Origin of the sequence: Variovorax sp. 54 (assembly GCF_002754375.1) — a bacterium.
In the GTDB taxonomy this organism is placed as follows: domain Bacteria; phylum Pseudomonadota; class Gammaproteobacteria; order Burkholderiales; family Burkholderiaceae_C; genus Variovorax.
On sequence record NZ_PEFF01000001.1, the window covers coordinates 1,777,241 to 1,802,985 of the forward strand.

General features: G+C 67.6%; 26 protein-coding genes. 7 read left to right on the top strand and 19 right to left on the bottom strand.

Features of this window, described 5'->3' with window-relative positions; genetic code table 11:
- Positions 1–45: 45 nt before the first annotated feature.
- The 15 genes from CLU95_RS07990 to flgB form a co-directional block, all read right to left on the bottom strand.
- Complete coding sequence (locus tag CLU95_RS07990) at positions 46–1,764, bottom strand: methyl-accepting chemotaxis protein (RefSeq protein ID WP_099792025.1); 1,719 nt, start codon at positions 1,762–1,764, stop codon at positions 46–48.
- Positions 1,765–1,774: 10 nt separating this feature from the next.
- On the bottom strand, positions 1,775–2,281 hold the full coding sequence (locus CLU95_RS07995) for a chemotaxis protein CheW (protein ID WP_099792027.1): 507 nt from the start codon (positions 2,279–2,281) through the stop codon (positions 1,775–1,777).
- 16 nt (positions 2,282–2,297) lie between these two features.
- Positions 2,298–3,920: a methyl-accepting chemotaxis protein gene (locus CLU95_RS08000; protein WP_099792029.1), complete on the bottom strand. Its 1,623-nt coding sequence runs from the start codon at positions 3,918–3,920 to the stop codon at positions 2,298–2,300.
- Positions 3,921–3,936: 16 nt separating this feature from the next.
- On the bottom strand, positions 3,937–5,520 hold the full coding sequence (locus CLU95_RS08005; protein ID WP_099792031.1) for a methyl-accepting chemotaxis protein: 1,584 nt from the start codon (positions 5,518–5,520) through the stop codon (positions 3,937–3,939).
- A 187-nt stretch (positions 5,521–5,707) separates the two neighbouring features.
- On the bottom strand, positions 5,708–5,989 hold the full coding sequence (locus CLU95_RS08010; protein WP_143605978.1) for a hypothetical protein: 282 nt from the start codon (positions 5,987–5,989) through the stop codon (positions 5,708–5,710).
- Between the two features lie 7 nt (positions 5,990–5,996).
- The gene (locus CLU95_RS08015; RefSeq protein ID WP_099792035.1) at positions 5,997–7,562 is read right to left on the bottom strand and encodes a methyl-accepting chemotaxis protein; all 1,566 of its coding nucleotides are present in this window, start codon (positions 7,560–7,562) and stop codon (positions 5,997–5,999) included.
- A 75-nt stretch (positions 7,563–7,637) separates the two neighbouring features.
- Positions 7,638–8,630: a flagellar assembly peptidoglycan hydrolase FlgJ gene (gene flgJ, locus CLU95_RS08020; RefSeq protein ID WP_099792037.1), complete on the bottom strand. Its 993-nt coding sequence runs from the start codon at positions 8,628–8,630 to the stop codon at positions 7,638–7,640.
- 10 nt (positions 8,631–8,640) lie between these two features.
- Positions 8,641–9,699 (bottom strand): flagellar basal body P-ring protein FlgI, encoded by a 1,059-nt coding sequence (locus CLU95_RS08025; RefSeq protein WP_257214560.1) that lies wholly within the window; start codon positions 9,697–9,699, stop codon positions 8,641–8,643.
- 149 nt (positions 9,700–9,848) lie between these two features.
- A complete protein-coding gene (locus tag CLU95_RS08035; protein ID WP_099792039.1) occupies positions 9,849–10,541 on the bottom strand; it encodes a flagellar basal body L-ring protein FlgH in 693 nt (230 codons plus the stop codon).
- Positions 10,541–11,323 carry a flagellar basal-body rod protein FlgG gene (flgG, locus tag CLU95_RS08040; RefSeq protein WP_062469245.1) on the bottom strand — a complete coding sequence of 261 codons (783 nt, stop codon included), beginning with the start codon at positions 11,321–11,323 and terminating at the stop codon, positions 10,541–10,543. Before flgG ends, CLU95_RS08035 begins: the two co-directional genes overlap by 1 nt.
- A 23-nt stretch (positions 11,324–11,346) precedes the next feature.
- Positions 11,347–12,093, bottom strand: a complete 747-nt coding sequence (locus CLU95_RS08045; protein ID WP_099792040.1) for a flagellar basal body rod protein FlgF — start codon at positions 12,091–12,093, stop codon at positions 11,347–11,349.
- A 13-nt stretch (positions 12,094–12,106) separates the two neighbouring features.
- A complete protein-coding gene (flgE, locus tag CLU95_RS08050) occupies positions 12,107–13,321 on the bottom strand; it encodes a flagellar hook protein FlgE (protein WP_099792042.1) in 1,215 nt (404 codons plus the stop codon).
- A gap of 85 nt (positions 13,322–13,406) precedes the next feature.
- Entirely contained in the window at positions 13,407–14,093 is a 687-nt protein-coding gene (locus CLU95_RS08055; protein WP_099792044.1) for a flagellar hook assembly protein FlgD, read from the bottom strand.
- A 44-nt stretch (positions 14,094–14,137) separates the two neighbouring features.
- A complete protein-coding gene (flgC, locus tag CLU95_RS08060) occupies positions 14,138–14,533 on the bottom strand; it encodes a flagellar basal body rod protein FlgC (RefSeq protein WP_099792046.1) in 396 nt (131 codons plus the stop codon).
- Positions 14,530–14,937, bottom strand: a complete 408-nt coding sequence (flgB, locus tag CLU95_RS08065; RefSeq protein ID WP_099792048.1) for a flagellar basal body rod protein FlgB — start codon at positions 14,935–14,937, stop codon at positions 14,530–14,532. Before flgB ends, flgC begins: the two co-directional genes overlap by 4 nt.
- Positions 14,938–15,157: 220 nt before the next feature.
- Between flgB and flgA the strand changes: the two genes are divergently transcribed.
- The 5 genes from flgA (at position 15,158) to CLU95_RS08090 (ending at position 18,098) form a co-directional block, all read left to right on the top strand.
- The gene (flgA, locus tag CLU95_RS08070) at positions 15,158–15,856 is read left to right on the top strand and encodes a flagellar basal body P-ring formation chaperone FlgA (RefSeq protein ID WP_099792050.1); all 699 of its coding nucleotides are present in this window, start codon (positions 15,158–15,160) and stop codon (positions 15,854–15,856) included.
- A 96-nt stretch (positions 15,857–15,952) separates the two neighbouring features.
- Positions 15,953–16,249: a flagellar biosynthesis anti-sigma factor FlgM gene (flgM, locus tag CLU95_RS08075; protein ID WP_099792052.1), complete on the top strand. Its 297-nt coding sequence runs from the start codon at positions 15,953–15,955 to the stop codon at positions 16,247–16,249.
- Positions 16,246–16,701 (top strand): flagella synthesis protein FlgN, encoded by a 456-nt coding sequence (locus CLU95_RS08080; protein WP_257214561.1) that lies wholly within the window; start codon positions 16,246–16,248, stop codon positions 16,699–16,701. Before flgM ends, CLU95_RS08080 begins: the two co-directional genes overlap by 4 nt.
- A gap of 8 nt (positions 16,702–16,709) precedes the next feature.
- On the top strand, positions 16,710–17,141 hold the full coding sequence (locus tag CLU95_RS08085; RefSeq protein WP_099792054.1) for a YadA-like family protein: 432 nt from the start codon (positions 16,710–16,712) through the stop codon (positions 17,139–17,141).
- A gap of 120 nt (positions 17,142–17,261) precedes the next feature.
- On the top strand, positions 17,262–18,098 hold the full coding sequence (locus tag CLU95_RS08090) for a winged helix-turn-helix transcriptional regulator (RefSeq protein WP_099792056.1): 837 nt from the start codon (positions 17,262–17,264) through the stop codon (positions 18,096–18,098).
- A gap of 393 nt (positions 18,099–18,491) precedes the next feature.
- Here CLU95_RS08090 and CLU95_RS08095 read toward each other — a convergent pair whose 3' ends face one another.
- Genes CLU95_RS08095 through CLU95_RS08110 form a run of 4 tightly spaced genes read right to left on the bottom strand, consistent with a single transcriptional unit; the run spans position 18,492 to position 21,945 of the window.
- Complete coding sequence (locus CLU95_RS08095; RefSeq protein WP_099792058.1) at positions 18,492–19,397, bottom strand: dihydrodipicolinate synthase family protein; 906 nt, start codon at positions 19,395–19,397, stop codon at positions 18,492–18,494.
- A 44-nt stretch (positions 19,398–19,441) separates the two neighbouring features.
- Positions 19,442–20,239 carry an aldolase gene (locus CLU95_RS08100; protein ID WP_099792060.1) on the bottom strand — a complete coding sequence of 266 codons (798 nt, stop codon included), beginning with the start codon at positions 20,237–20,239 and terminating at the stop codon, positions 19,442–19,444.
- Positions 20,240–20,272: 33 nt separating this feature from the next.
- On the bottom strand, positions 20,273–20,923 hold the full coding sequence (locus CLU95_RS08105) for a glutathione S-transferase family protein (protein WP_099792062.1): 651 nt from the start codon (positions 20,921–20,923) through the stop codon (positions 20,273–20,275).
- A 5-nt stretch (positions 20,924–20,928) separates the two neighbouring features.
- Positions 20,929–21,945: a Bug family tripartite tricarboxylate transporter substrate binding protein gene (locus CLU95_RS08110; protein WP_099792064.1), complete on the bottom strand. Its 1,017-nt coding sequence runs from the start codon at positions 21,943–21,945 to the stop codon at positions 20,929–20,931.
- Between the two features lie 97 nt (positions 21,946–22,042).
- Between CLU95_RS08110 and CLU95_RS08115 the strand changes: the two genes are divergently transcribed.
- Positions 22,043–22,585 (top strand): helix-turn-helix domain-containing protein, encoded by a 543-nt coding sequence (locus tag CLU95_RS08115; RefSeq protein ID WP_099792066.1) that lies wholly within the window; start codon positions 22,043–22,045, stop codon positions 22,583–22,585.
- A gap of 277 nt (positions 22,586–22,862) precedes the next feature.
- Positions 22,863–25,664, top strand: coding sequence for an ImpA family metalloprotease (locus tag CLU95_RS08120; RefSeq protein ID WP_099792068.1), 2,802 nt, complete (start codon positions 22,863–22,865; stop codon positions 25,662–25,664).
- The last annotated feature ends 81 nt before the right edge of the window (positions 25,665–25,745 follow it).

A 25,745-nucleotide genomic window follows, 5' to 3' on the forward strand; every position in this document is an offset into this window, starting at 1 on the left:
AGCGCGCGCCCGAAGTTGAGGGCGCGCGTTGTCTTTACGCTTGGCTCAGAACTCCGACCAGTCGCCCTTGGCGTCGCCGGCCATGGCGAGCTGCGGTGCGCCAGTCGGTTCGCGGCGCGTGGGCAGCGCCTTGGCGCGCGGCTTGGGCGTCGGTTTCTGCGGCTTGGGAATCGGCGTGATGCGCGTGAAGCTGGCGCGGGTCGTCGCGACCGCGTGGGCGTCGAGCTTGAAGACGCTCACGGCCTGCACGAGGCTGCCGGCCTGCTCCTGCAGCGACTGCGCCGCGGCCGAAGCCTCTTCGACCAGCGCCGCGTTCTGCTGCGTCACCTGGTCCATCTGCGTGATCGCCTGGTTGATCTGCTCGATGCCCGAGGTCTGCTCCTGGCTCGCCGCCGTGATCTCGCCCATGATGTCCGTCACGCGCTTCACGCTGCCCACGATCTCTTCCATCGTGCGGCCGGCTTCGGCGACCTGCTTGCTGCCTTCTTCGACCTTTTCTACCGAGTCGCCGATCAAGGTCTTGATTTCCTTGGCTGCGGCTGCGGAGCGTTGAGCGAGGCTGCGGACTTCCGAGGCCACGACTGCGAAGCCACGGCCTTGCTCGCCTGCGCGGGCCGCTTCAACAGCCGCATTCAGCGCCAGGATGTTTGTCTGGAACGCGATGCCATCGATCACGCCGATGATGTCGACGATCTTCTTGGACGAGGCGTTGATCGAGCCCATCGTGTCCACGACTTGCGACACGACTGCGCCGCCCTTCACGGCCACTTCCGACGCAGAGACCGCCAGCTGGTTGGCTTGCCGCGCGTTGTCCGCGTTCTGCTTCACCGTCGAGGTCAGCTCTTCCATCGATGCCGCCGTCTGCTCCAGCGAACTGGCCTGCTCTTCGGTGCGCGAAGAAAGATCCTGGTTGCCCGAAGCGATCTGCCCCGACGCCGTGGCGATCGTCTCCGTGCCCATGCGCACCTCGCCCACCACCTTCGCCAGGTTGGCGTTCATGTCCTTCAGCGCCTGCATCAGCTGGCCCGTCTCGTCGCGGCTGTCCACCCGGATGTTCGCGCTCAGATCGCCGGCCGCCACGGTCTCGGCCACGCCGACGGCCTTGGCCAGCGGGCGCACGATGCTGCGCGAGATGAAGAAGGCGAACAGGCCGCCCAGCAGCACCGTGAGCGCCGTCAGCAACAGCCGCAGGTTGAAGCTCTTCGCATTCGCTGCGTCGATGGCATGGCTCATCTCGTCGATGTCCCGGCGCTCGATGGCCAGCAGTTCGAGCACGCGGTTTTCATACGCCTTGGCGGCCGGCTGGAACGACAGCTGGTAGGCGCGCACGGTCTCGACCGTGTTGCCGCTGGCCTTGGCGCGGGTCACGTCGTCCTTGGCGGCCTGGTACTTGGTGCGCAGCTCGACGATGGACTTGTAGGTCGCCTTCTCTTCGTCGGTGACCAGCAGCGCCTCGACCTTGGCCATGGTCTCGGTGCCCTTCTTCACGCTGTCGGAGATCACGTCGGCGAACAGCATCGGCAACGCCTCGTCGGTGGTGCGCGCAATCATCGAGGTGCGCGCAATGGCCGAGTAGGTCAGCACGTACCAGTCGGCAATGAGCCGCTCCTTGGCCAGCGGGCTCTGCATCATGAGCCGCGTGGCTTCCGCGGTGTTGCGCGCGGACATCAGCGCCACGGCGCTGGAGATCACCGACAGGCCCAGCACGATCGCGAAGGCGATGGTCAGGCGGGTGCCGATGCGAAGGTTCGAAAAGAATGTCATGGGTCGTTCCTCAGGCGGTGGCGGCAGATTCGATGAGGCCCATCTCTTCGCTGGACATCAGCCGGTCGATGTCCACCAAAATCAGCATGCGTTCGTCCAGCGTGCCCAGGCCGATCAGGTAGTCGGTGTCGAGCACCGAGCCCATCTCGGGCGCCGGCTTGATCTGCTCGGCCGTGAGCGTGATCACGTCCGACACGCTGTCCACCACCATGCCCACCACGCGACCCGAGATGTTCAGCACGATCACCACCGTGAACTGGTCGTAGGTGGGTGCGCCCAGCTCGAACTTGATGCGCATGTCGATGATCGGCACGATGATGCCGCGCAGGTTGACCACGCCCTTGATGTAGTCCGGCGCGTTCGCGATGCGCGTCACGGCGTCGTAGCCGCGCAATTCCTGCACCTTCTGGATGTCGATGCCGTATTCCTCGTCGCCGAGCTTGAAGGTCACGACCTCCAGGCGGTTGGCCCCGGCGGATGCGGCCGGCGATGTGTTGTCTCTGGTGTGGTTCAGCATGTGTTCTTCTCCTCGTTCAATACGCATCCCGGGCGCCGGCACCCTCGCCCGCCCCGGTCCTGAATACCCCTGCGGCCCGGACCAGGCCCTCGGCCTGTTCCTGCAGCGACTGCGCCGTGGCCGACGCCTCTTCGACCAATGCGGCGTTCTGCTGCGTCACCTGGTCCATCTGTGCGATGGCCTGGTTGATCTGCTCGATGCCCGAGGTCTGCTCCTGGCTCGCCGTCGTGATCTCGCCCATGATGTCGGTCACGCGCTTCACGCTGCCGACGATCTCCTGCATGGTCCGGCCGGCCTCGGCCACCTGCTTGCTGCCCGCCTCGACCTTCTCCACCGAGTCGCCGATGAGGGTCTTGATTTCTTTCGCGGCAGCCGCCGAGCGTTGCGCCAGGCTGCGCACCTCCGACGCGACCACCGCAAAGCCCTTGCCCTGCTCGCCCGCGCGCGCGGCTTCCACCGCCGCGTTCAGCGCGAGGATGTTGGTCTGGAACGCGATGCCGTCGATCACGCCGATGATGTCGACGATCTTTTTTGACGAGGCGTTGATCGAGCCCATCGTGTCCACCACCTGCGACACGACCGCGCCGCCCTTCACGGCCACCTCCGACGCAGAGACGGCCAGCTGGTTCGCCTGCAGCGCGTTGTCCGCGTTCTGCTTCACGGTCGAGGTCAGCTCTTCCATCGACGCGGCCGTCTGTTCGAGCGAGCTGGCCTGCTGCTCGGTGCGCGACGACAGGTCCTCGTTGCCCGAGGCGATCTGGCTCGACGCCGACATCACGCCCGCCACGTTCGCGCCCACGTCCGCGACGATCGCGAAGAGGTTGGCGCTCATCTGATTCAGCGCGCGCAGCAGCCCCGCGATCTCGTCGCCGGGCCGCACCGTGAAGCGCACGAGGTCGCCGCCCGCGATGGTGCGTGCGACCTCGATGGCGTCGTCGAGCGGACGGAAGACCGTGCGCCCGAGGAACGCACCGAGGCCCAGCCACGCCAGCGCCGCGCCAAAGCTGCCCGCCGCCACGGCAGTGGGCAGCCAGCTGTGCGCGCCGGACACAACGGCCAGGCGGGACGCTTCCATCCAGCCCATCGCGCCCAGGCCCGCTGACAGCGCAGCCGCCGCGACGGTCACGCCGAACACACGGCGCCGCACCGGGATGCGCCGCAGCCGCGCCAACGGACGCACCCAGCCACTGCGCACCACCTCGCCCTGCAACAGTTCGAGGCCCTTGGCCTCGCCTTCGCGCATGCGGCGGTAGAGCGCATCGGCCGCCTCCACGTCTTCGCGCGCGGGACGGCTGCGCACGGACATGTAGCCCTCCACGCGGCCCTGGTGGCGGATCGGCGTGACGTTGGCGAGCACCCAGTAGAAGTCGCCGTTCTTGCGGCGGTTCTTGATGAGGCCGGTCCACGGCAGGCCTTGGTCCAAGGTGCGCCACAGGTCGGCGAAGGCCTCGGGCGGCACGTCGGGGTGGCGCACGATGTTGTGCGCCTTGCCCAGCAATTCGGCGGCCGTGAAGCCGCTGGCCGCGACGAAGGCCGGGTTGACGTAGGTGATGCGGCCCTGGAGGTCGGTGCGGGACACCAGGGCCTCTTCCTTCGACAGTTCGTATTCGGTGTCGGTGACGGGCAGATTGACGCGCATGGCCGGTGCGTCGCCTTCAGGCCAGGGCCAAGGCGTTGCTGCTGCCGTGGCTGCTGCCGCCGAGGCGGAACACGCCGACGACCTGCGACAGGCTGCCGGCCTGTTCCTGCAGCGACTGCGCGGCTGCTGAAGCTTCTTCGACCAGCGCCGCGTTCTGCTGCGTCACCTGGTCCATCTGCGTGATCGCCTGGTTGATCTGCTCGATGCCCGAGGTCTGTTCCTGACTGGCTGCCGTGATCTCGCCCATGATGTCCGTCACGCGCTTCACGCTGCCCACGATCTCTTCCATCGTGCGGCCCGCTTCTGCGACCTGCTTGCTGCCTTCTTCGACCTTTTCTACCGAGTCGCCGATCAGGGTCTTGATTTCCTTGGCGGCTGCGGCCGAGCGTTGAGCCAAGCTGCGAACTTCGGACGCGACCACTGCAAAGCCTCGGCCTTGTTCGCCCGCGCGTGCGGCCTCAACTGCGGCATTCAGCGCCAGGATGTTGGTCTGGAACGCGATGCCATCGATCACGCCGATGATGTCGACGATCTTCTTGGACGAGGCGTTGATCGAGCCCATCGTGTCCACGACCTGCGACACCACGGCGCCGCCCTTCACTGCGACTTCCGAAGCAGAGACGGCCAGCTGGTTCGCCTGCCGCGCGTTGTCCGCGTTCTGCTTCACCGTCGAGGTCAGCTCTTCCATCGATGCCGCCGTCTGCTCCAGCGAACTGGCTTGCTCTTCCGTGCGCGATGACAGATCCTGGTTGCCCGAGGCGATCTGCCCCGAGGCCGTGGCGATCGTCTCCGTGCCCGTGCGCACCTCGCCCACCACCTTCGCCAGGTTGGCGTTCATGTCCTTCAGCGCCTGCATCAGCTGGCCCGTCTCGTCGCGGCTGTCCACGCGGATGTTCGCGCTCAGGTCGCCGGCGGCCACCGTCTCCGCCACTTCGAGCGCATGGCCCAGCGGGCGCACGATGCCCAGCGTCAGGCGCCAAGAGAACAGCGCGCCCAGCACCAGCGCGATGGCCGACAGCGCGAGCAGCGTGGTGCGGCCCTCGGTGTGGTCGGCTGCGATGCCCTTGGCGGCGGCGTCGATCTTCTCGCGCTGGTGGTCGGCCAGGCTTTCGACGGCGTTGGCGTAGACGGTCAGTGCCGCCGTGAACTTGGTGTCGACCATCACGTTGGCTTCGTCGAACCGCTTCTCGTCCTTCAGCTTGTTGAGTGCACCCACAGTCTCGAGCACGACGACGCGCGCCGCGACCACCGCGGCATAGAGCGCTTTCTCTTCCGGGCTGGAGAGCATCGCCTCCAGCTTCTTCTGTGCGGGCGTGATGCGCGCCGAGCCCGCTGCCTGGAGCTTGGCGAAATAAGCCGCCACTTCAGGATCGGTGGTCTTGACCATCGCGTAGTTGGCGACGGTGTTCGACTTCAGCAGGCTGAGCCATTCGGCCGCCAGCCGCTCCTTGACCAGCGCGCCCTGCACCATCTCGTCGGTCGCCTGGCCCACGTTGGTGAGGCGCAGCACGCCGGTGCCCGCAATGAACGCCATCAGCAGCAACAACACCGCGAAGCCGAGCCCGAGGCGGGTGCCGATTTTCAGATCCTTCAAACTCATTGCGCTTTTCTTCCTTCAATAACGGGGAGCGGTGGCCGCATCGCGCGGCGGGCCACCGGCATGACATGACGGCATGGCGGGGCGGCCTGCGCCACCCCGTCTCCCTGTTATCGGCAGCGCGCCGCCAGACTTGAGTCTTTTTTCTGAATATCGGTGCGAGTCGGGGCGCGGGCGCATGCGTTCTCTGTCAGGCGTCGGTGGCGTTGACGTGCTGGAACACCCGGTCCAGCCGCTCGGCGACCTTCGCGTCGTGACGGCTCGAACGGGCCCGCGCCTGCGCCGCAAGGCCTGCGAGGCCGAGGCCGGTCAGGCAGGCCGCACCCGCGAGTGCCCACACGGCCCGCAGCGCCCAGGCGCAGCCCGTACCGATGTGAAAGCCCAGGAAGAGCGCCACGGCCAGCAGCAGGAGCAATACGGCGAAGCCCATGCCGACGCGGCGCATGGCTTTCGGATGGAAATGCGCAGACACGGGGCGTTCAGGCCGCGACGGCTTCGTCGGCGTCGAGCTTGAAGGTGCTCACGGCCTCCACCAGGGCGCCGGCCTGTTCCTGCAGCGACTGCGCCGCGGCCGACGCTTCTTCGACCAGCGCCGCGTTCTGCTGCGTCACCTGGTCCATCTGCGTGATCGCCTGGTTGATCTGCTCGATGCCCGAGGTCTGTTCCTGGCTCGCGGCCGTGATCTCACCCATGATGTCCGTCACGCGCTTCACGCTGCCCACGATCTCTTCCATCGTGCGGCCGGCTTCTGCGACCTGCTTGCTGCCTTCTTCGACCTTTTCTACCGAGTCGCCGATCAGGGTCTTGATTTCCTTGGCTGCTGCGGCGGAGCGTTGCGCGAGGCTGCGAACTTCCGAAGCGACCACTGCAAAGCCGCGACCTTGTTCACCCGCGCGTGCAGCTTCAACAGCAGCGTTCAATGCCAGGATGTTGGTCTGGAATGCGATGCCATCGATCACGCCGATGATGTCCACGATCTTCCTGGACGACGCATTGATCGATCCCATCGTGTCCACCACCTGCGACACGACCGCGCCCCCCTTGACGGCCACTTCCGAAGCCGACACCGCCAGCTGATTCGCCTGCCGCGCGTTGTCCGCGTTCTGCTTCACCGTCGAAGTCAGCTCTTCCATCGAAGCCGCTGTCTGCTCCAGCGAACTCGCTTGCTCTTCCGTGCGTGACGACAGGTCCTGGTTGCCCGCCGCAATCTGCCGCGACGCCACCGCGATCGAATCGGTCGAGGCCTTGATGCGCGTCACGAGGTCGGTGAGCGTGTCCTCCATCTCGCCCATGCCGCGCAGCAGCCGGCCGAAGTCACCGCCACGCTCGGTCTCGAACTCCTGGCTCAGGTCGCCCGAGGCCACGGTCTCGGCGATCAGCATCGCCTCGGCGACCGGCTCGGAGATGCTGCGCGTGAGCAGCCATGCGAGCACCGCGCCCAGCGCGAGCGCGGTCGCGGCCAGCGCAACGATGTAGAGACGGCCCGCCTGGTACTGCGCATCGATGACGGCAGCGCTCTTGTCGATCTCCTGCTGCTGGTGCGCCACCATGGCGCGGATGCTCGCGTCGTAGCCGTCGAGCATCGGCAACAGCTGCGTGTCGGTGCGCGTCGCGGCCTCGTCCTTCTGGCCGTCGGCCTTGAGCTGCAGGATCTGCTTGCGCAGTTCGACGTACTCGCCGCGCCGCTTCTGGATGTCGGCGCTCAGCGCCAGCTCGGCGGGCGACACGAGCATCGCTTCCAGCGTCTTCTGCGTTTCGGAGATGGTGGCGCTGGTCGCGGCAATCTGCTTTTGCAGGTGCGCCTGTACCTGCGCGTCGTCGCTCTTGAGCAGCGAGAAGGTGCGCACGCTGTTGGTGGCCGTGCCCAGCTGCCAGGCCGTGGCCAGGCGCTCCTTCGACAAGGTGCGCGAGGCCAGCTCCTTCGTGGCCTCGCCCACGTCCTGCAGCCGCAGCACGCCGATGCCCGCGACGGCCACCAGCAGCGCCAGCACCAGCGCAAAGCCGGCGCCCAGCCGCATTCCGATCGTCCAATTTTTTACCGTCATTCGCTTGTCTCCTCTCGGGGCCTCTCGTGTCGTTGTTCTCGGGTCCGGGCAGTCAAGTCAGGCTGTGCGAGCGGCTCAGCCGAACTTCTGCATGATGCGAACCAGCTTCTCGCCGTACTTCGGGTCGGTGGCATAGCCCGCGCGCTGCAGGCCGTGCGCGGCTTCGGCCGGGTCGGCGGTGGCCAGCACGTTCGCGTAGCGCGGGTTGCGCGTGATGAAGCGCGCGTAGTCGGTGAAGGCTTCCTCGTACGAGGCATAGGCGCGGAACTTGGCGCGCACCTTCTGCGGCTCGCCATCGATGTATTCGGTGGTGGTGGTCTCGACCGTCGCGCCCTTCCATCCCTTGTCGGCCTTGATGCCGAAGAGGTTGAAACTTTGCGTGCCGTCGTCGGCGCGGATCTCGCGCTTGCCCCAGCCCGATTCGAGCGCGGCCTGCGCCAGGATCAGCGGCGCGGGCACGCCGCTGGCCGCGCTGGCCGCCTGTGCCGAAGCACCCATGCGGTCCACGAACGCATCGACCTGGCCTTGCAGTGAGGCATTGGCGGCCGGCGCGGAGCCGCTCTTCATTTGATAGACGCCAAGGTCGGCCGCCGTCGACACGCGCGCGCCAGGCGACGAGCCGACGGGAATGCCCGCGCGCGGGCCGTACGGCAAGCCGCCCGGCGGCTCGAGCGACATCGGGCGCGTGCCGATGCCATCGTCGGCTTCAGGCGCCGCCGAAGGCATCTGCCGCCGCAGCTGCGCCAGCATCGCTTCGGCAAGCCCCACGCCGCGCCCCGAGAGGTTCTGCGTGAGCTGCTGGTCGAACATCGACAAGTAGACCTTCTGGTCCTGGCTGTCGAGCAGGCCGCTCGAGGGCGTGGCCTCGCGCATGCTCTTGAGCACCATGTTCATGAACAGCGCCTCGAACTGGCGCGAGACCTGTTGCAGGCCCTCTTCGGGCGAGGTGCGCACGGTGCGCCGCAGCGCATCGACGCCCTGCACGTCGAGCGCAAAACGCTGGTCGAGCGCGCCGCTGCGGCTGGCCGCGTCGGTGCCGGTCCATGCGGTGTTGGCAGAAATGGTCATGACAGCAGCCTCAGATGATCTCGAGCTCAGCGCTCAGAGCACCGGCCGACTTCATGGCCTGCAGGATCGACACCAGGTCCTGCGGGTTGGCGCCCAGGCTGTTCAGCCCCTTGACCACATCGGCCAGCGAAGCACCGCCGCGCACCATCTGGATCGCGCCGCCGCCCTGGTTGACGGAAATCTGCGAGGTCTGCGCCACCACGGTGCTGCCGCCCGAGAACGCGCCCGGTTGGCTGATCACCGGCTCGGTGTTGATCACCACCGACAGGTTGCCGTGCGCCACGGCGCAGTCTTTCACGCGCACCGCCTGGTTCATCACGACCGAGCCCGTGCGCGCATTCACCACCACCCGCGCGCCCGCCTGCGTGGGCGTGACCTCGAGCTCCTGCAGCTGCGCGAGAAAGCCCACGCGCCGCTGCGGCTCGGGCGCCTGCACGCGGATCACGCGCGCGTCCATCGCCTCGGCGGTGCCGGCGCCGAACTGGCGGTTGATGGCGTCCATGGCGCGCTGCGCGGTGCCGAAGTCGGAACGGTTCAGCTCGATGGTGAATGAGCCTTCCGCGCCCACCGGCGCCTCGACCGTGCGCTCCACCAGTGCGCCGGCGGGAATGCGCCCCGAGCTCAGCTGGTTGACCTGCACCCTGCTGCCGTTGGCTGCGGCGCCCGCGCCGCCCACCACCATGTTGCCCTGCGCCACGGCATAGGTTGCGCCGTCCACGCCCTTGAGCGGCGTCATCAGCAGCGTGCCGCCGCGCAGGCTCTTGGCATTGCCCATGGACGACACCGTGACGTCGATGTTCTGGCCCGGCCGCGCGAACGACGGCAGCGTAGCGGTCACCATCACGGCCGCCACGTTCTTCAGCTGCATGTTCACGCCCTGCGGGATCGTGATGCCCAGCTGCTGCAGCATGTTGTTCAGGCTCTGCGTGGTGAACGGCGTCTGCATCGTCTGGTCGCCCGTGCCGTCCAGGCCGACCATGAGGCCGTAGCCGATGAGCGGGTTGTCGCGCACGCCCTGGATGCTGGCGAGTTCCTTCAGGCGCTCCGCGTGCGCAGGCGCAAAGAACATGGACACGACCACCGCAAGCGCCGCGATGCGCCAGCGAGCCGAATCATTCGTGGGATGCCGCGGAACCGGCTTTGCCGGGCCGCAGGCATCGCCCCCTGCAAGGGGGTTGGCGTAGCGACACGAAGTGCGCGAAGACTGGGGGTTAGTCATTAGAACGGCATCACGTTCAAGAAGATGCGCTGCATCCAGCCCATGTGCTGGGCTTCATCGATGTAGCCCTTGGCCGAGTACTCGATGCGCGCATCGGCCACCAGCGTCGAGGGCACGGTGTTGTTGCCCGACACCGTGCGCGGGTTCACCACGCCCGAGAAGCGGATGTACTCCGTGCCCTGGTTGATGCCCATCTGCTTCTCGCCGCTCACCAGCAGGTTGCCGTTGGCCATCACGTCGGTCACGGTGACGGTGATCACGCCGTTGAAGGTGTTGTTGGCGTTGGCGCCGCCCTTGGCGTTGAGCGTGTTGGTGCCCGACAGCTTGGTCTCCTGCCCGTCGAGCAGGCCGCCGATGAGCTTGGGAATGGCCGCGAACACGCCGGTCGTGTTGCCCGTGCGGCTGGCATTGGCGCCCGAGTTCTTGGTCGCGTTGACCTTCTCGCTGATGAGGATGGTGAGGATGTCGCCGACATTGCGCGGGCGGCGGTCTTCGAACAGCGCGTTGGCACCGGGGCCGTCCTGAAAAATCGCCCCGGGAGCGCGCCGCGCCTGCACCGCCGCGTACTGGTCGGCACGCGCCGTCATCGGCTGGTGCACCAGCGGCTCGCGTGGCACCTGCGCGCAGCCGGCGGCCAGCGCAACAGCGAGCAGCGCCGCCGCCCGGCGAAGAAGACGCTCCCCCGCACGCATCACAACTGGGCCAGGCGCTGCAGCATCTGGTCCGAGGTCTGGACCGCCTTGCTGTTGATCTCGTACGAACGCTGGGTGGCGATCATGTTGACCAGCTCTTCCACCACGTTGACGTTGGAGGCCTCGACATAGCCCTGGCTCAGCGTGCCCGCGCCGTCCACGCCGGGGTTCACCTGGTTGGGTGCGCCCGAGGCGTCGGTCTCGGCATACAGGTTCTCGCCCTGGCTCTGCAGGCCCGTCGGGTTGACGAAGGTCGCGAGCTGCAGCTGGCCGACCTGCACGGTGTTGGTGCCGCCCGCCTGCACCACCGACACGATGCCGTCGCGGCCCACGGTGATGCTGGTGGCGTTGGCCGGGATGGTGATGGCCGGCTGCACCGGGAAGCCGCTGGCCGTGACCAGCTGGCCGTCGCGGTCGGTCTGGAACGAGCCGTCGCGCGTGTACGAGGTGGTGCCGTCGGGCATCAGCACCTGGAAGAAGCCGCTGCCGCTGATGGCCACATCGGTCGGCTTGTCGGTCTTGGTGAGGTTGCCCTGCGAGTGGATGCGCTCGGTGGCGACCACATGCACGCCGGTGCCGACCTGCAGGCCCGAGGGCAGGCGCGTCTGGTCGGAGCTCTGGCCGCCGACCTGGCGCAGGTTCTGGTAGACCAGATCTTCGAACACGGCGCGGCTGCGCTTGAAGCCGGTGGTGCCGACGTTGGCCAGGTTGTTCGACACGACGTCCAGCTGCGTCTGCTGCGCGTCCAGGCCGGTCTTGGCGATGTAGAGGGAGCGGATCATTTGGGGGAATTCTTGGGAAGGGGTTAGCCGTAGGCCAGCAGCTTGTTGGCGGTCTGCGCGTTGATGTCGGCGGTCTGCAGCGACTTCATCTGCATCTCGAAGCTGCGCGCGTTGGCGATCATTGCGACCATGGCATCGACCGGCTGCACGTTGCTGCCCTCGATGGCGCCCGAGATCAGCGTGACGGCCTCGTCGGCCTCGGCCGGCGGCAGGTCGGCGCGCATGCGGAACAGGCCGTCGTCGCCGCGCACGAGGTCGGTCGTCGGCGGGTTGACCAGCTTGAGCCGGCCCACTTCGGCGATGCCGGTGAGCACGGTCGAGGCCGCGTCGCGCGCACCCACGAGGCCGTTCGACGCAATGCTCACGGCCGAACCCGGCGGCACGGTGAGCGCGCCGTTGTCGCCCACCACGGGGCGCCCGCCCATCGTCGTGAGCTGGCCGTCGGCGCCGATCTGCAGGTTGCCGACGCGCGTGTAGGCCTCGCCGCCGTCGGCCGCCTGCACCACCAGCCAGCCCTCGCCGCCCACGGCCACGTCGAGCGCGCGGCCGGTCTGCGTGAGCGGGCCGTGGGTGAAGTCGGCGCCGGGCGTGGTGGCAGCCACGAAGGCGCGCGTGGGCGCTTCGTCGCCGACCACGGGCACGGCGCGGAAGGTCGCGATCTGCGAGCGGAAGCCCGGCGTCGAGACGTTCGCCATGTTGTTGGCGACCACGGCCTGTTGCTCCATGGCCTGCTTGGCGCCGCTCATGGCGACATACAGCATTCGATCCACGCGATGCTCCCGGTCAGCGGATGTTCATGAGCGTCTGCATGACCTGGTCCTGCGTCTTCACGGTCTGTGCATTGGCCTGGTAGTTGCGCTGCGCGACGATGAGGTTCACCAGCTCGGAGGTCAGGTCGACGTTGGACGACTCCAGCGCGCCCGAGGCCAGCGAACCGGCCTTGGTGCCTTCGCCCGGCGTGCCGGTGAGCGCATTGCCCGAGGCCTGCGTCTCGGCCCACACGTTGTTGCCCTTGGGCTCCAGGCCGTTCGGGTTGGCGAACGACGACAGCACGACCTGGCCCAGCAGACGCGTCTGCTCGTTGGAGAACTTGCCGGTGATGGTGCCGTCGGGATTGATCGAGAACGCGGTGAGCTCGCCCGACTTGTAGCCGTCCTGGCCCAGCTTGCTCATGCCGTTGGCGCTGCCGAACTGCGTGGTGCCCGTGAGGTCGACCGAGGTGGTGAGCGGCGAGGCCCCGTTGGTGAAGGTGAGCGGCCCGATGTTGAACGCACCCGAGGCCGGTGCGGTCATGACGCCCTTGGCATCGAAGGTCACGTTGGACAGCGCGGCGCCGCCGTTCAGCGGTGCGCCGTCGGAGGTGCCGTACACGTTCCAGGTGTTGGCCGCGGTCTTCACGAAGTACACGGCCACGTCGTGCGGGTTGCCCAGCGAGTCGTAGATGGGCCCGATGGCGTTCGGGTAGTTGTAGGTGGCCGCGTCGGTGGGGCTGAACGGCGTCTTGGCGGGCACCGTGCTGCGCGCGTCGAGGTTGAACTGCGCGTCGACGTTGGCCGTGGGCTTGGGCGGCATCATGCCGCCCTGCACCTGGATCGGCCCCGGTGTGCCGCCGCTGATGCCGCCGCTGGCATTGGCGCCGTAGCCGGTGAGCTGCAGGCCCTGCGCGTTGACGATGTAGCCGTCCTTGTCGCGCGTGAACTGGCCGTTGCGCGAGTAGAAGACCTCGCCACTGGTGCTGGCCAGGCGGAAGAAACCGTCGCCGTTGAGGATGGCCACGTCGAGCGGGCGCGTGCTCGACTGCGTCACGCCCTGCGTGAAGTTCTGCGTCACGCCCGACACCGAGGCGCCCAGGCCCACGCGCGAGCCGGCGTACACGTCCTGGAAGGTGGCGGCGGCCGACTTGTAGCCCACCGTGCCCGAGTTGGCGATGTTGTTGCCGATGACGTCGAGGTTTGCCGCGGCCACGCCGAGTCCGCTGATGCCTTGGGAAAAACTCATGAGAGGGTCCTTGTTCGATGCGAGGAAGAAGAGTGCGAAGGGCGCGAAAGGCGCGGCCCGCGCGGGCCACGCCGAACACGAAAGCTCAGAGGAACAGGCGCACGTCGCCCAGGCCGATGCTGGCGCCCGAGGCCAGCTCGAGCGTGACGCCGTCGGCGCCCTGCTTCACGGCGGCCACCTGCGAGAAGGTGAGCGCGGTGGCCTTCACCGTGGTGCCGTTGTTGCTGGCATCGACCGTGAAGCGGTAGGCGCCCGGCGCCACGGCCACGCCCAGGTCGTCCTTGCCGTCCCAGGTGACGGCGTTGACGCCTTCCTTCATGGCACCCGCGTCGAGCGTGCGGATCACCTTGCCGGTGCTGTCGACGATCTTGATCTCGACGTCGGCGGCGGTACCCGGCAGCTGCACGGCGAAGGCCTGCGTGGCGGGGTCCTTGCCGTCTTCGGGCTTCTTGGTGGTGAGCACGTCGCCGGGCGAGAGCACGTTGTAGCCAATGAGCGAGGTCGCCTGCAGCAGCTGGTTGGCGCCGCTCTGATTGACCAGGGCGGAGAGCGTGGCGTTGAGCTTCTCGATGCCGCTCACGGTGCTCATCTGCGCGAGCTGCGAGGTGAGCTCGGCGTTCTGCATCGGGTTGAGCGGGTCCTGGTTGTTCAGCTGCGTGACGAGCAGCTTGAGAAAGCGCTGCTCGCTGTCGGCGCTGGACACGTTGTTGTTGCTGTTCGCCGCCGTGGGCGCGTTCAGCCCGCTGATGGACGAGGTGTCGGAAAGGGCCATGGGGTCGGGGTTCTTCCTGCGGGAGGTGGGTGTGCGTGCGTGGCTTACTGGCCGATGGTCAGCGTCTTGACCATCAGCGTCTTGGCCGTGTTGAGCACCTCGACGTTGGCCTGGTAGCTGCGCGAGGCCGAGATCATGTTGGTCATCTCTTCGACCACGTTGACGTTGGGCATCGCCACATAGCCCTCGGCGTTGGCGTGCGGGCTCTTCGGGTCGAACACCAGCCTGGCGGGCGACGGGTCTTCGATGACACCGGCCACCTTGACACCGCCGATGTCGCGCCGGCCCGAAGCCGCCACCTCGAACACCACCTGCTTGGCGCGGTAGGGCTGGCCGTCGGGGCCGGCCACGCTCTCGGCGTTGGCGAGGTTGCTCGCGGTCACGTTCATGCGCTGCGACTGCGCGGTCATGGCGGAGCCCGCCACGTCGAAGATGTTCATGGCTGCACCGCCGACAGGAGCGACTTGATCTTGGCGTTGATGAGGGTCAGGTTCGACTCGTAGCGCAGCGCGTTGTCGGCGAAGGCCACGCGTTCGACGTCCATCTCGACGGTGTTGCCGTCGAGGCTGGACTGGTGCGGCACGCGGTACTGCAGGTCGTGGCCGGCCGTGGCCTGCGCCTGGCCCGCGAGGTGGCGCGACGAGGTGACGGCCATCGACACCGACGACGATGCGCGGCCGCGCTCGACGGCTTCGCTCAGGCGCGCGCCGAAGTCGAAGTCGCGCGCCTTGTAGTTCGGCGTGTCGGCATGGGCGATGTTGGCCGCGAGCACCTCCTGGCGTTCTGCCCGGAGATGGAGCGCTTCGCGGTGGAAGCGAAACGCCGCATCCAGCTTGTCGATCATCTTTGTTCCATCTGTTGAGGCGTCGCCAGTGCACGGGGCGCAGCGACCGATGGAAAGCGAGTCTATGCATGACGCGCGTCGGCAATCGCCCGAACAAAGGGGGGTTTCGCCTGCTGCTCGCACCTTCGCTCGCAGGGCAAATTCATAAAAATCCAGGGGCGCCGGTTGTGGCTTCCTTGCACCGGTGCCTTCCATTTTTCGCCCACTTCTTTCGCTCTCGATGACCCTCTCGCCGCTTCACCGACGCCTGCTGCGCACCGCCTGTGCGATGGGGCTGGCGTGCGCGATGTCGTCCGCTGCGGTCGCAAGCGATGCAGCCGAGAAGGCCGTCGAAACCTACCTCCAGGTGCAGAGCGCCGGCCTGCCGGGCCAGGTGACGGTCAGCCTCGAAGGGCGTGGCACGTCGGCGCTGCCGCCCTGCGACGCGCCCGAGGTGTTCCTGCCGCCGGGCGTCACGCCGTGGGGCCGCATCTCGGTGGGCGTGCGCTGCCACGCCGAGCGGCCGTGGACGCGCTTCGTGCAGGCGCGCGTCGCGGTGACGGGCCGCTACCTGGTGGCCGTGCACGCCATCGACGCGGGCCGCCCGCTGGGCGCCGGCGACGTGGTCGAGCGCACCGGCGACCTCACGCGGCTGCCGCGCTCGGTGGTCACCAGCGCGGCCGAGCTGGCCGGCATGGTGAGCGCCAACCGCGTGGCGCCCGGCGCGCCGATCCGCAAGGAGCTGCTGCGCGGCGTCGCCGTGATCCAGCAGGGCCAGACCGTGAAGGTGGTGGCGCAGGGGCCGGGCTTTGTCGTCAGCACCGAGGGCAAGGCCCTGAGCGGCGCCGCGGTGGGCGCGGTGGTGCAGGCCAAGACCCTGGACGGCCGGGTGATCCGCGGCGTGGCCGACGAGGAAGGACAGGTCCGGCTGGTGCAGTAGCGGCCGCCGCGCTCGCGCAGGCTTCACTTCATGCACGCCCTTCCTAAAGTTCTTGCACCGGCTGCCGATATACGGGTCAGCCCCTGAGGAATCACCTTGAAAATCGATCCCACCGCCCCTTCGGCCACGCCCCTGCACCGCACACCTGCACCGGGTGCGCCGGCGCCGTCGACGCCTGCCGAGGCCGTGCAGCGCCCCAAGGAAGCGCCCCCCGTTTCCGCGCTCGTCCATGCGATGCCCGCCGCCGTGGGGGGCAGTGATTTCGACGCAGCCCGCGTGGCCGCGATCCGCGAGGACATCCGCGCCGGCCGCTACGAGATCCGCCCCGAGCGCATCGCCGACGGCCTGCTGGCCAGCGTGCGCGAGCTGCTCGCACCGAAGGGCGAGGCATGACGACCTTGCTGGCACAGCTGCGTGCGGAAGCCGGCTGCATCGAGGAATTTCTCGCGGCGCTGGACGAGGAGGCGCAGGCCATGTCGGACAGCGCCTTCGACGCGCTGAGCGCCATCGCCGGCCGCAAGACCGCGCTGCTCGACCGCATGGCCGAACTCGACCGACAGCGCGAATCGCTGCAGGCGGCGCTGGGCTTCGCGCCCGGCCGTGCGGGTGCGGACGCCGCGGCTGCAGCGGGCGGTGAACCCACGCGCCAGGCCTGGCGCGAACTGCTCGCGCTGGCTGAAGACGCGCGCAACCGCAACCTGCACAACGGCACGCTGGTCTACGCGCACCTCGACTTCACGCAGCAGGCGCTGCACTTCCTGCAGGCCCGCGCCCAACCCTTCTACGGCCCCGACGGCGTGCGCAAGACGCAGGCCGGCGCGGGCACCCGGCTGGCCGCCGGCTGAGCAGTCTCGTGAACGCATCCGCACGCTTCGCCTTTCCACGCACCGCGATCCCGCTGGTGCTGCTGTGGCTCGCGTGCACCGGTGCCCATGCCTTCGAACTCGCCCCCGCCGTGCGGTCGGACGACGCCATCAACCTCGGCCAGCTGCACCCGGTGCGCACGGCCGTCGGCGACACGGCACGCATCGCGTACTCGGGCGCGGCCATGGCCATCGCCATGTCGGCCGCCTATGTGCCGTCGTACCGCCCGGGCGAACAGTCCCTGGGCCTGGCCTTCGGCAACTACCGGGGCTACACGGCCGCGGCACTGGGCTTCAAGCGCACCTCGGGCGACGGCGACGCGGCCTGGGGCATGGGCGTGTCCAGCACGGGCCGGGAGTGGGGCTTCAACGCAGGCATCGGCTGGAAGCTGCCGCGCAGCACCAGCGCCGCCCGCCCCTGACCCTCATGCCATTGCCCGGGACGCCCTTCACCACCTTCGCATGGATGCCATCGACATGAAGACCCTTCCTTCCACGCCAACGTCCCGCCACCAGAAGGTCGCACCCCGGGGAGCCCGCGCATGATGGCCGCGCAGCAGGGCGCGTGTCGCATCGCGATGGTGGGCTGCGACGAGGCGCAGCAGGCCGGCTGGGGCAACCGCCTGCGCCTGATGGGCTGCGAGCCCGTGTCCTTCGGCGACAGCACGGAGTTCCTGCTGGCTGTCACGCAGGGCCAGCAATTCGGTCTGCTGCTGGTCGTGCTGAAGGACGAAGGCGCGTGGCCGATCCTCACGGCGATGTGCCGCGCGCTGCGCATTCCCATTTTTCTGGTGGCGCGCGCCTCGCAGCGCGACCTGCTGGTCGACGTGCTGGCGGCCGCGGGCGGCGAAGCGCAGGGCGCGAGCATCGACTTCGCGGTGCTGCCTGTCGACGAGTTCGAGCTGGAACTGCGCGTGCGCGAATCGCTGCGGCGCAACCGCACCTTGCTGCAACCGCAGGCCACGGCCGCGTGCTTCGGCGACTACCAGTTCCTGGGCGAGCGCCGCGTCGTGGTGTGCCATGGCGTCGACGTGCGATTGAAGCCGCGCGAGTTCGAGCTGGCGCTGCTGCTGTTCCGCAACGCGGGGCGACTTCTGGAGCGCGACTGGCTGCTGGCCTCGCTGTGGGTGGACGCGCGCATCGAACGCACGAGCCGCACGCTGGACTGCTGCGTGGCCAGCATCCGCCGCAAGCTGTCGCTGCACAAGGGCGGCGAGTACGTGCTGGTCTCGGTGTATGGGCGGGGCTACGAACTGCGGCACACGGCGCCGGCGGCGCGGTGCGTGTCCGAGGTCGATGAAGCGCCGCTGATCGACACCGCGGACTTTCCGGACACATCGAACGAGCCGGTGTGGCTCGGCGAAAGCGCGCGGGCCTGAGCATGAGCATGAGCACCAGCCGGCGCGAGAAAACTGTGACGACCTCCGGCCTCGAGGAACCACCACAGAGGGCGGGTGCCGAAGCCTCCTCTACCAACGCCAGAAGACCGTCGCCGCCAGTATCCGCGGCCAACCTGAAGCCTGGCTGAAGCCCCGCATAAAACCCTTCTTGCTTCCGCACTCAGCCGCCGGTCAGCGAACCTAGGTTCAATGGCAGGACACACCGTGAGGGGGAGATTCTTTGCAGGACACCATGAGACTACTCGCAGAGGCATCGCTGATTCTTGCCCTGGCCATCGTCCTCGGCGGGTTGGTGCTCGGGCTGCTGGCCGGTCCGCAGCACCCCGACGACCCGGAGTAAGCCGTCGGGAGACCTTGCGTGGCCGCGCAGGACTACAGCGCAGTCGGCGGCTTCGCATCGATGGCCTTCAGCAGGGCCTGCAGCGCCTGGGTGCCCTGGCTGTCGAGTCCGAGCAGCGGTGCGCGCGGCACACCCGCCTCGAAGCCGCGCAGGCCCAGGCCGGCCTTGATGGTCGTGGGCAGGCCGCCCTGCAGGATGAAGCGCAGGATCGGCAGCTGGGCGTAGAACACGCGGCGCGCGCGGTCCAGGTCGCCTGCGGCGCAGATGTCGTACAGCGCCTGGGGCCACTCGGGAATCAGATTGGGCGCGGCGGTGCACCAGCCGATGGCGCCGGCCGCAAAGGCTTCGAGCGCCAGCGGGTTGCTGCCGTTGAAGAACGGAATGCCGCCATCGGACAGCTGCATCAGCGTGTGCATGCGCTGGATGTCGCCCGAGCTTTCCTTGACCATCGTGGCGTTCGCGATGTCCTTGACGATGCGCACGATCAGCTCGGGCTTCATGTCGACGCCGCTGGTGGCCGGGTTGTTGTAGACCATGATTGGCACGCCCACGGCCTGCGAGATCGTGGCGTAGTGGCGAAAGATCTCGTCGTCCGAGAGCTTCCAGTACGACACCGGAAGCACCATCACGGCATCGGCGCCGGCTGCTTCCGCGAACTTCGCCTTGCGCACCGCATTGCGCGTCGTCAGGTCGGAGATGCCCACGATGACCGGCAGGCGCTTGTTGACCTGCTGGATCGACGCTTCGGCGACGGCGTCCCATTCGGCGTCGTCCAGGTAGGCGCTTTCGCCGGTGCTGCCCAGCGGGGCGATGCCGTGCGAGCCGCGTTCGACGAGACGGTCGATGAGGCCGCGCACGGCCGCCAGGTCGACACGGCCCGAGGCCTTGTCGAACGGCGTGACGGGGTAGGAAATGATGCCTTTGAATGACGTGCTCATGATGGCTTGGGGATCTTTCGGTGAAGGGATCGAATGCACGCCGTTCAGCGCGAACGGATGCAGTCCGCGTGGCGGCCGGTGCGCAGGGTGCGGCGCGCGTAGTACGCGAAGGCCGCCTCGTTGCGCTTGGGACGCAGGATCCAGTCGTGCGCTTCACGGCCCAGGGCCGGATCGATGGGCTGGATGGCCCCTGCGGCGGCGGCCAGCAGCTGCATCCTGGCCGCGCGTTCGAACGCAATCGCCAGCACGCAGGCGGCCTCGACGCTTTCAGCGGCCACCAGCAGGCCGTGGTGCGAGAGCATCAGGGTGCGCTTGCTGCCCAGTGCCGTCGAGATGAGCTCGCCCTCCTCGTTGCCGACCGGCACGCCGGGCCACTTCGGAACGAAGGCCACGTCGTCGTACAGCACGCAGTTGTCCATGTGGGAAACCTCCAGCGGCACCTCGAGCATGCTCAGGGCCGCTGCGTGCAAGGCGTGCGTGTGGATGATGCAGTTGACGTCCGGCCGCGCGCGGTAGACCCACGAGTGAAAGCGGTTGGCCGGGTTGGCCATGCCCGAGCCCGACTTGACGTTCAGGTCTTCATCGACGACCAGCAGGTTGTCTTCCGAAATCTCGTCGAAGCCCAGGCCCAGGCGCTGCGTCAGGTACGTGCCGTGAATCTCGGTGCGCGTGGTGATCTGGCCCGCGAGGCCGGAGTCGTGCCCGTTCTCGAAGAGGATGCGGCACGTCAACGCCAGCTTCTGGCGCAGGGTGTACTCCGATGGCAACAGGGTCGTTTCCATCTCGGCATTCGCCTTGTCGATCAAGGCTTCTTTGTTGAGGGAAAAAGTGTCTTCTGACATAGCGATCGCTCCCGTATCAGCGTTGAGAAAAAGTCAGCCCGAGGTTTTTTCGAGCGTGGAAAGGGTGAGGTCCGGTTGTCCCGGGAACAGCGGTGCGTAGCCCGGCAGGCCTTCGATGCGGTCGATCCAGCGCTGCACCTGCGGGTAGCGCGCGAGATCGATGCCGCCCATCGGCGCCATGCGGGTGTACGGATACAAGGCGACGTCCGAAATGCTCGGTGCCGTTTCCGTGGAAACCCACTGCCTGCCTGTTGCCAGGCGTGCTTCGAGAATCGCCAGCGCTTCGTGGCCTTCCTGGCGCCAGGCGCGCGCCGGGGCGTCGGCGGGCGTGAGGTCTTTGCGCAGGGCCAGATGCAGCCGCAGCTGGGCCAGCGGGCGCATGTGCTGCTCTTGCTCGAAGTGCATCCATGCGAGCGTCTGCGCCTGGTCGTGGAGCGCCTGGGGCCACCACGGCGTGCCCTGTGCCAGGTAGAAAAGGATGGCGCCCGATTCGCTCAGCGTGCGGCCGTCGTCCAGTTCGAGCACGGGCACCCGCTTCATCGGCGCGTGGGCAAGGAAACTTGCCGACTGCAGGTCGCCGCGGTCGATCGACAGCGTGCGTCGCTGCAGATCGATGCCCACGAAACTCGCCAGGAGCCGGACCTTCCAGCAGTTGCCGGAGCGCTGTGTGTCGATGATGCGCATGGCGGTCAGTCCACCTTGGTGCCGGCGGCCTTGGTGATGCGCGTCCACTTGTCGGTCTCGCTGCGCACATGCTTCAGGTAGGCCGCTTCACCCGTGGGCAACGGCTCGACGCCGATCTCCGCCAGCTTGGCCTGCAGTTCGGGGCGGGCCAGGGCGCGCGCCAGGGCTTCGGACAACAACGTGGTCTGCTGCTTGGGCGTGCCCGGCGGCGCGAGCAGTGCATTCCACGACCCGATCAGGAAGGTGGGCACGCCGGCTTCGGCGCTGGTCGGCACCTTCGGCATGGCACCACTGCGCGCGTCGTCGGCGATGACGAGGGCCTTCAGGCGTCCGGCCTGGACCTGGCTCCGGATGACGGGAATGGCGTCGATCACGATCTGCACCTGCCCGCCCAACGCGGCATTGATGGCTTCGGCACCGCTCTTGAACGGCACATGGACGATCTCGGTGTGGGTGGCGATCTTGAAAAGCTCCAGCCCCAGGTGCGGCGAGCTGGCGTTGCCCGCGGAGCCGGCGTTGAGCTTGCCGGGATTGGCCTTGGCATAGGCCACCAGGCCTTTCACATCGTCGACGCGCAGCGCGTCGTTCACGGCCAGCACGTACGGCGAGTTGCTCACCAGCGAGACGGGCGCGAAGGCACTCGCGTCATAGGCGAGCTTGCTGTAGATCATCTTGTTGACGACCTGCGTGCCCACGGTGCCAAGCAGCAGCGTGTAGCCATCGGGTGCGGCCTGGGCGAGTGCCTGCGCCGCGATGTTGCCGCCCGCGCCAGCGCGGTTGTCGATGATCACCGACTGCTTGAGTTCTTCGCCCAGCTTCTGTCCCACCAGGCGCGCCACGACGTCAGTGATGCCGCCCGCGCCGAACGGCACGATCAGCTTGATAGGTTTGGCGGGATAGGCGGCCTGCGCAAAAGCAGGCCGGGGAAGGGCCACGACCGTGGCCGCGCACAGCACCGCGCCGAGCAGGGCCGCGGCAGTGAGAAATGGATTTTTCCAGCGAAAAGACAGGAAATTCGACATGACATACTCCAAAAGGAACCCAACGGTGCGGCGACCCATCGGTGTCGCTGCTCAGGACTCAAATGTACGATAGGACTCATGTGTCCTGCAAGAAACCATGACGATCAAGTTGAAACTCCTGCGCACGCAGGCAGGAATGACGCTGGAAGAACTGGCACAGGCGGCCGACCTCACGCGCAGTTATGTCTCCAAGGTGGAGCGTGGATTGGCGAACCCTTCGGTCGGTGTGGCACTGAAACTCGCCAAGGCGTTGAAGCTGCCGGTGGACGAGTTGTTCGGCCAGGCATCGACGAGCAGCTCAGTCACGATCACGCGTGCCGCTGACGCCAAGGCGAAGCAAAAAGACGAAGGCGCGCCGCGGCTGGTCGCTGGCACGGCACCCGGTCAACGCGTGGTCGCATTCGTGTTGCAGCCCGGTCGCGAAAAAGGCACGAAGCACCTGAAGAGCGACCACGAAGGCGAAGAGCTCATCTATGTGCTGAGCGGCGAGGTCAGCCTCGAACTCGACGACAAGACCGAAGACCTGGTCGCCGGAGACTGCGTGCATTTCAACGCCTCCGTGCCGCACCGGCTGATCTGCACGAGCAAGAAAGCGGCGCAAGTTCTGTTAGTGATTGCGAGCCCCTCGCCCGCCTCGTAAGACGATGTGCTTACAGCGAAGAAGCCAGTCGCGTTGCACGCGATGCGCTTCATGCGCCTGACCGTCGAGCACGCACACCGCCGTCTGTTTCTTCCAACCAACGGTCGCTGAAAGACCTGTCGAAAACCTGTCAGCGCTGGCGACAATCCGTCGCCCGCCGCCGGCAGTACACACACGCCGCAGCAGCGCGTCGCGTCTCATCGCGACAGGGAGGTGCGACCCCGCTCGCACTTCCGGCCTCATGTCCAAAAAGTTAGAACTACAAAGGAGAAGAACCATGACGCACGCGCGCAAGCTCGTGACCCTGATCGCCTGCCTCGTCCTGTCCGCCTGTGGCGGTGGCGGCGGGGATTCCGGCGGCGCCGGTTTTGCCGGCATCGGCATGCCCGGCTCACCGGGCACGTCCACCGGTGCGCCGGACGATGGCGCCACGCCGCCCGTGAGTCGCGTCGATGCGGCACTCGACAACGGAGACCCGAGCGGCCTGCGGCCCGAGGACCGCGCCACGCTGCTGGAGCGCGCCACGCGCAAGGCCATCGAACTGCGCCCGCGCCCGCAGCAGATATTGGCCGACATCTACAACACGAAGGGCCAGGTGCCGAACCTTGCGCTCGACATCAGCAAGAACAGCGCCGAGCTGACGCCTGCCAGCCTCACGCAGGCGATTCCGTTCATCGTTGCCGACGACGGTTCAGGCATCGCGGCCATCGCCGAACTGGGCGACGGCCGCGCGCTGGCCTACGGTGCCGACGTGCTGGGCTGGATGGCCGGCACGACGCGAGAGCAGCAGCATCTGCCGCTGTTCACGCGCGCCTTCACCTGGGTGATGACAGGGCAGGCCGACGGCACGCTGCCGGCCACGCTCAAGTTCAGCCAGGCCGGCTACAACGCGGGCGCCATCAAGAACTTCGCGACCCGCCTGCAGAAGAAGACGCAAGAGATCGCCTGCGACATCGCCTCGCCCACCAACACCTGCTGGCACGACGCCGACCTGCTCGTCTTCGGCGCCAGCGTGGCCGACAACCCCGCGCTGGGCGAGCTGGTGCGAAGCTACGTGAAGGCCGGCAAGGCCGTGATCTACATGCACAGCAGCTGGTGGACCGCCCCGGGCGGCACACGGCTGCTGTCCAGCCTGGGCATGAGCCTCGCCGCCGACCCCGGCAACTTCTTCGCGCCAGCGTCGGGTTACTCAGTGAGCGCAGGCCGCACAGCCGCCGACGCCCTGGCGCGCGGCGACCAGCTCGGCAGTCTGGTGCACACGCTCGAGTGGCTCGCGAAGGACAAGTACACGCAGGACTTCGCCGTCGACAACGCACCCATCGTCGGGATCGACGCCGCGCGCAAGGACCTGTCGAGCACCGAGCTGGCCGGCCGCCCGCTCTTCAAGACGGAGAACACCGAACTGCAGCGCCTGCTGGTGCTGTGGGCCGATGAATGGCGCCGCGACATCGCCTACGGCAAGATCAACCGCACCAGCGATGCAGCCAACTTCCTGCGCGCCTATGCGTCCGATTCGTGGCAGGCCCACGGCCGCACCGCGACCACGACGCAACCGGGCGGCCAGGGCGACTACATGCCCGCCGGCGCGCAAAAACTCGCCACGAGCACCGATTACGAAACCATCGAACTCACGCTCCCGCAAGGCAGCGGCAAGACGGCGATCGGCCGCGGCGCGATTCCAGCGAAGGCCGTGGCGCTCGAGATCGCCGAGGCACCCGCCGACGTGAACCTCGGCGTGCAGACCAGCCATGTCCGCACCTACGGCGACCCGCTGAAGGACAACAACAACTACGGCCGCCCGCGCCAGGCGCCGTCATGGACCGTGCCGCTGCAGCGTGATGCCGTCAACGACTTCGTCGCGCCGTTCGGCGGTCCGCTGTTCCTGAGCTACAGCGGCGCCACGGCCGGGCAGAAGGTCAAGCTGCGCGTGAAGGGCACGATCAGGTACGCCCACTTCGACTTCAGCCAGGGCCCCCCCGCACAGGCCGAGCTGGACGCCGCCATGGCCGCGCTGCAGCGCCAGGACTACGGCTGGTCGACCTTCAAGTTCCGCGGCGGTGAGCTGCAGCAGACCATCGCCGTCGCGTTCAAGAGCTTCAAGTCGGGCATGCCGGCCGGCACCCTGCGGACGCCGCAGGACCTCGTCACGCGGCGCATCGAAGGCATCCTCATGGACACCAACCACATGTCCAACGGCTACAACGACATGAAGATGCCCAGCACCGTGTCGACCTTGTGCACCAGCTTCGCATGGGCCTGCGACGACGCCGTGCACAACGCGCCGGGCGTGCAGCATTTCGTGAGCTGGCTGCCGGCGTGCGGCAGCGGTTGCTCGGGCCACCCGATCGACTCCGACAACTGGCCCATGGACATCGGCTGGGGCTGGCCGCACGAGCTGGGCCACAACACCGTGCAGCCCTGGATGCGGATCGTGATCAATGGCAAGGGCTGCAGCACCGAGTGCGACAACAACACGCTGTCCAGCGCGCACATGCTGCGCCGCTATGCCGTCCTCGGCGAGGACGACAGCGGCACCCGCACCGCCCACGCGGCCCTGTACAAGATGATCCAGGACAACCGGGCGCGCGCGCTCAGCGGCGAGCCGCAGCGCGCCGACATGCAGGCGCGGCTGTGGGGTGGCCCGGAGCAAAGCCCCATGCTCGCCATGTACTTCCAGCTGGCTTTTCTCTACACCCAGGCCCGTCACAGCGAAGCCCAGCCCACGGCCGCCAACACCCTCGAGTTCCTCACGCTGCTGTCGAAGGGCGGGCGTCTGGTCGCCAAGAAATGGAGCACCAACACGGCGGGCAACTACGGCATGAGCGGCTACCCCAGCAACGACATTTCGAACCACGAACTGCTGTACGTGCTGAGCTCGAAGATCATCGGCCAGGACCTGCGCAACGTCTTCGCCATGTACGGCGTTCCGCTGACGCAGACTGCGCTGGATTCGGTGGCGGCGCTGACGCTGCCGATGGCGCCGCAGCGCTTCTATGCCTTGGGGGCCAGCAAGGCCAACCAGCTGTCGACGGGGCAGTGGTTGTCGGTGCAGGGGCAGACGCCGGCGTATCCGTTCTGAGCGGACGGGGGCGTGGTCACGGCGTTCCGTCGTGGCCATGCCTGGTCTTCAGCATCGCTCGGGTACCGCAGGTCTTGTGAA

Coding starts and splice junctions, on each gene's coding strand:
- CLU95_RS08110 (WP_099792064.1), bottom strand. CDS start 21,945: ATGTCGAATTTCCTGTCTTTTCGCTGGAAAAATCCATTTCTCACTGCC.
- CLU95_RS08115 (WP_099792066.1), top strand. CDS start 22,043: ATGACGATCAAGTTGAAACTCCTGCGCACGCAGGCAGGAATGACGCTG.
- CLU95_RS08080 (WP_257214561.1), top strand. CDS start 16,246: ATGACGACCTTGCTGGCACAGCTGCGTGCGGAAGCCGGCTGCATCGAG.
- flgG (WP_062469245.1), bottom strand. CDS start 11,323: ATGATCCGCTCCCTCTACATCGCCAAGACCGGCCTGGACGCGCAGCAG.
- CLU95_RS08055 (WP_099792044.1), bottom strand. CDS start 14,093: ATGGCCCTTTCCGACACCTCGTCCATCAGCGGGCTGAACGCGCCCACG.
- CLU95_RS07995 (WP_099792027.1), bottom strand. CDS start 2,281: ATGCTGAACCACACCAGAGACAACACATCGCCGGCCGCATCCGCCGGG.
- CLU95_RS08005 (WP_099792031.1), bottom strand. CDS start 5,520: ATGAGTTTGAAGGATCTGAAAATCGGCACCCGCCTCGGGCTCGGCTTC.
- CLU95_RS08090 (WP_099792056.1), top strand. CDS start 17,262: ATGATGGCCGCGCAGCAGGGCGCGTGTCGCATCGCGATGGTGGGCTGC.
- CLU95_RS08025 (WP_257214560.1), bottom strand. CDS start 9,699: ATGTTCTTTGCGCCTGCGCACGCGGAGCGCCTGAAGGAACTCGCCAGC.
- CLU95_RS08120 (WP_099792068.1), top strand. CDS start 22,863: ATGACGCACGCGCGCAAGCTCGTGACCCTGATCGCCTGCCTCGTCCTG.
- flgC (WP_099792046.1), bottom strand. CDS start 14,533: ATGAACATCTTCGACGTGGCGGGCTCCGCCATGACCGCGCAGTCGCAG.
- CLU95_RS08095 (WP_099792058.1), bottom strand. CDS start 19,397: ATGAGCACGTCATTCAAAGGCATCATTTCCTACCCCGTCACGCCGTTC.
- CLU95_RS08035 (WP_099792039.1), bottom strand. CDS start 10,541: ATGCGTGCGGGGGAGCGTCTTCTTCGCCGGGCGGCGGCGCTGCTCGCT.
- CLU95_RS07990 (WP_099792025.1), bottom strand. CDS start 1,764: ATGACATTCTTTTCGAACCTTCGCATCGGCACCCGCCTGACCATCGCC.
- flgJ (WP_099792037.1), bottom strand. CDS start 8,630: ATGACCATTTCTGCCAACACCGCATGGACCGGCACCGACGCGGCCAGC.
- CLU95_RS08105 (WP_099792062.1), bottom strand. CDS start 20,923: ATGCGCATCATCGACACACAGCGCTCCGGCAACTGCTGGAAGGTCCGG.
- flgE (WP_099792042.1), bottom strand. CDS start 13,321: ATGAGTTTTTCCCAAGGCATCAGCGGACTCGGCGTGGCCGCGGCAAAC.
- flgA (WP_099792050.1), top strand. CDS start 15,158: ATGACCCTCTCGCCGCTTCACCGACGCCTGCTGCGCACCGCCTGTGCG.
- CLU95_RS08100 (WP_099792060.1), bottom strand. CDS start 20,239: ATGTCAGAAGACACTTTTTCCCTCAACAAAGAAGCCTTGATCGACAAG.
- CLU95_RS08015 (WP_099792035.1), bottom strand. CDS start 7,562: ATGACGGTAAAAAATTGGACGATCGGAATGCGGCTGGGCGCCGGCTTT.
- flgB (WP_099792048.1), bottom strand. CDS start 14,937: ATGATCGACAAGCTGGATGCGGCGTTTCGCTTCCACCGCGAAGCGCTC.
- CLU95_RS08000 (WP_099792029.1), bottom strand. CDS start 3,920: ATGCGCGTCAATCTGCCCGTCACCGACACCGAATACGAACTGTCGAAG.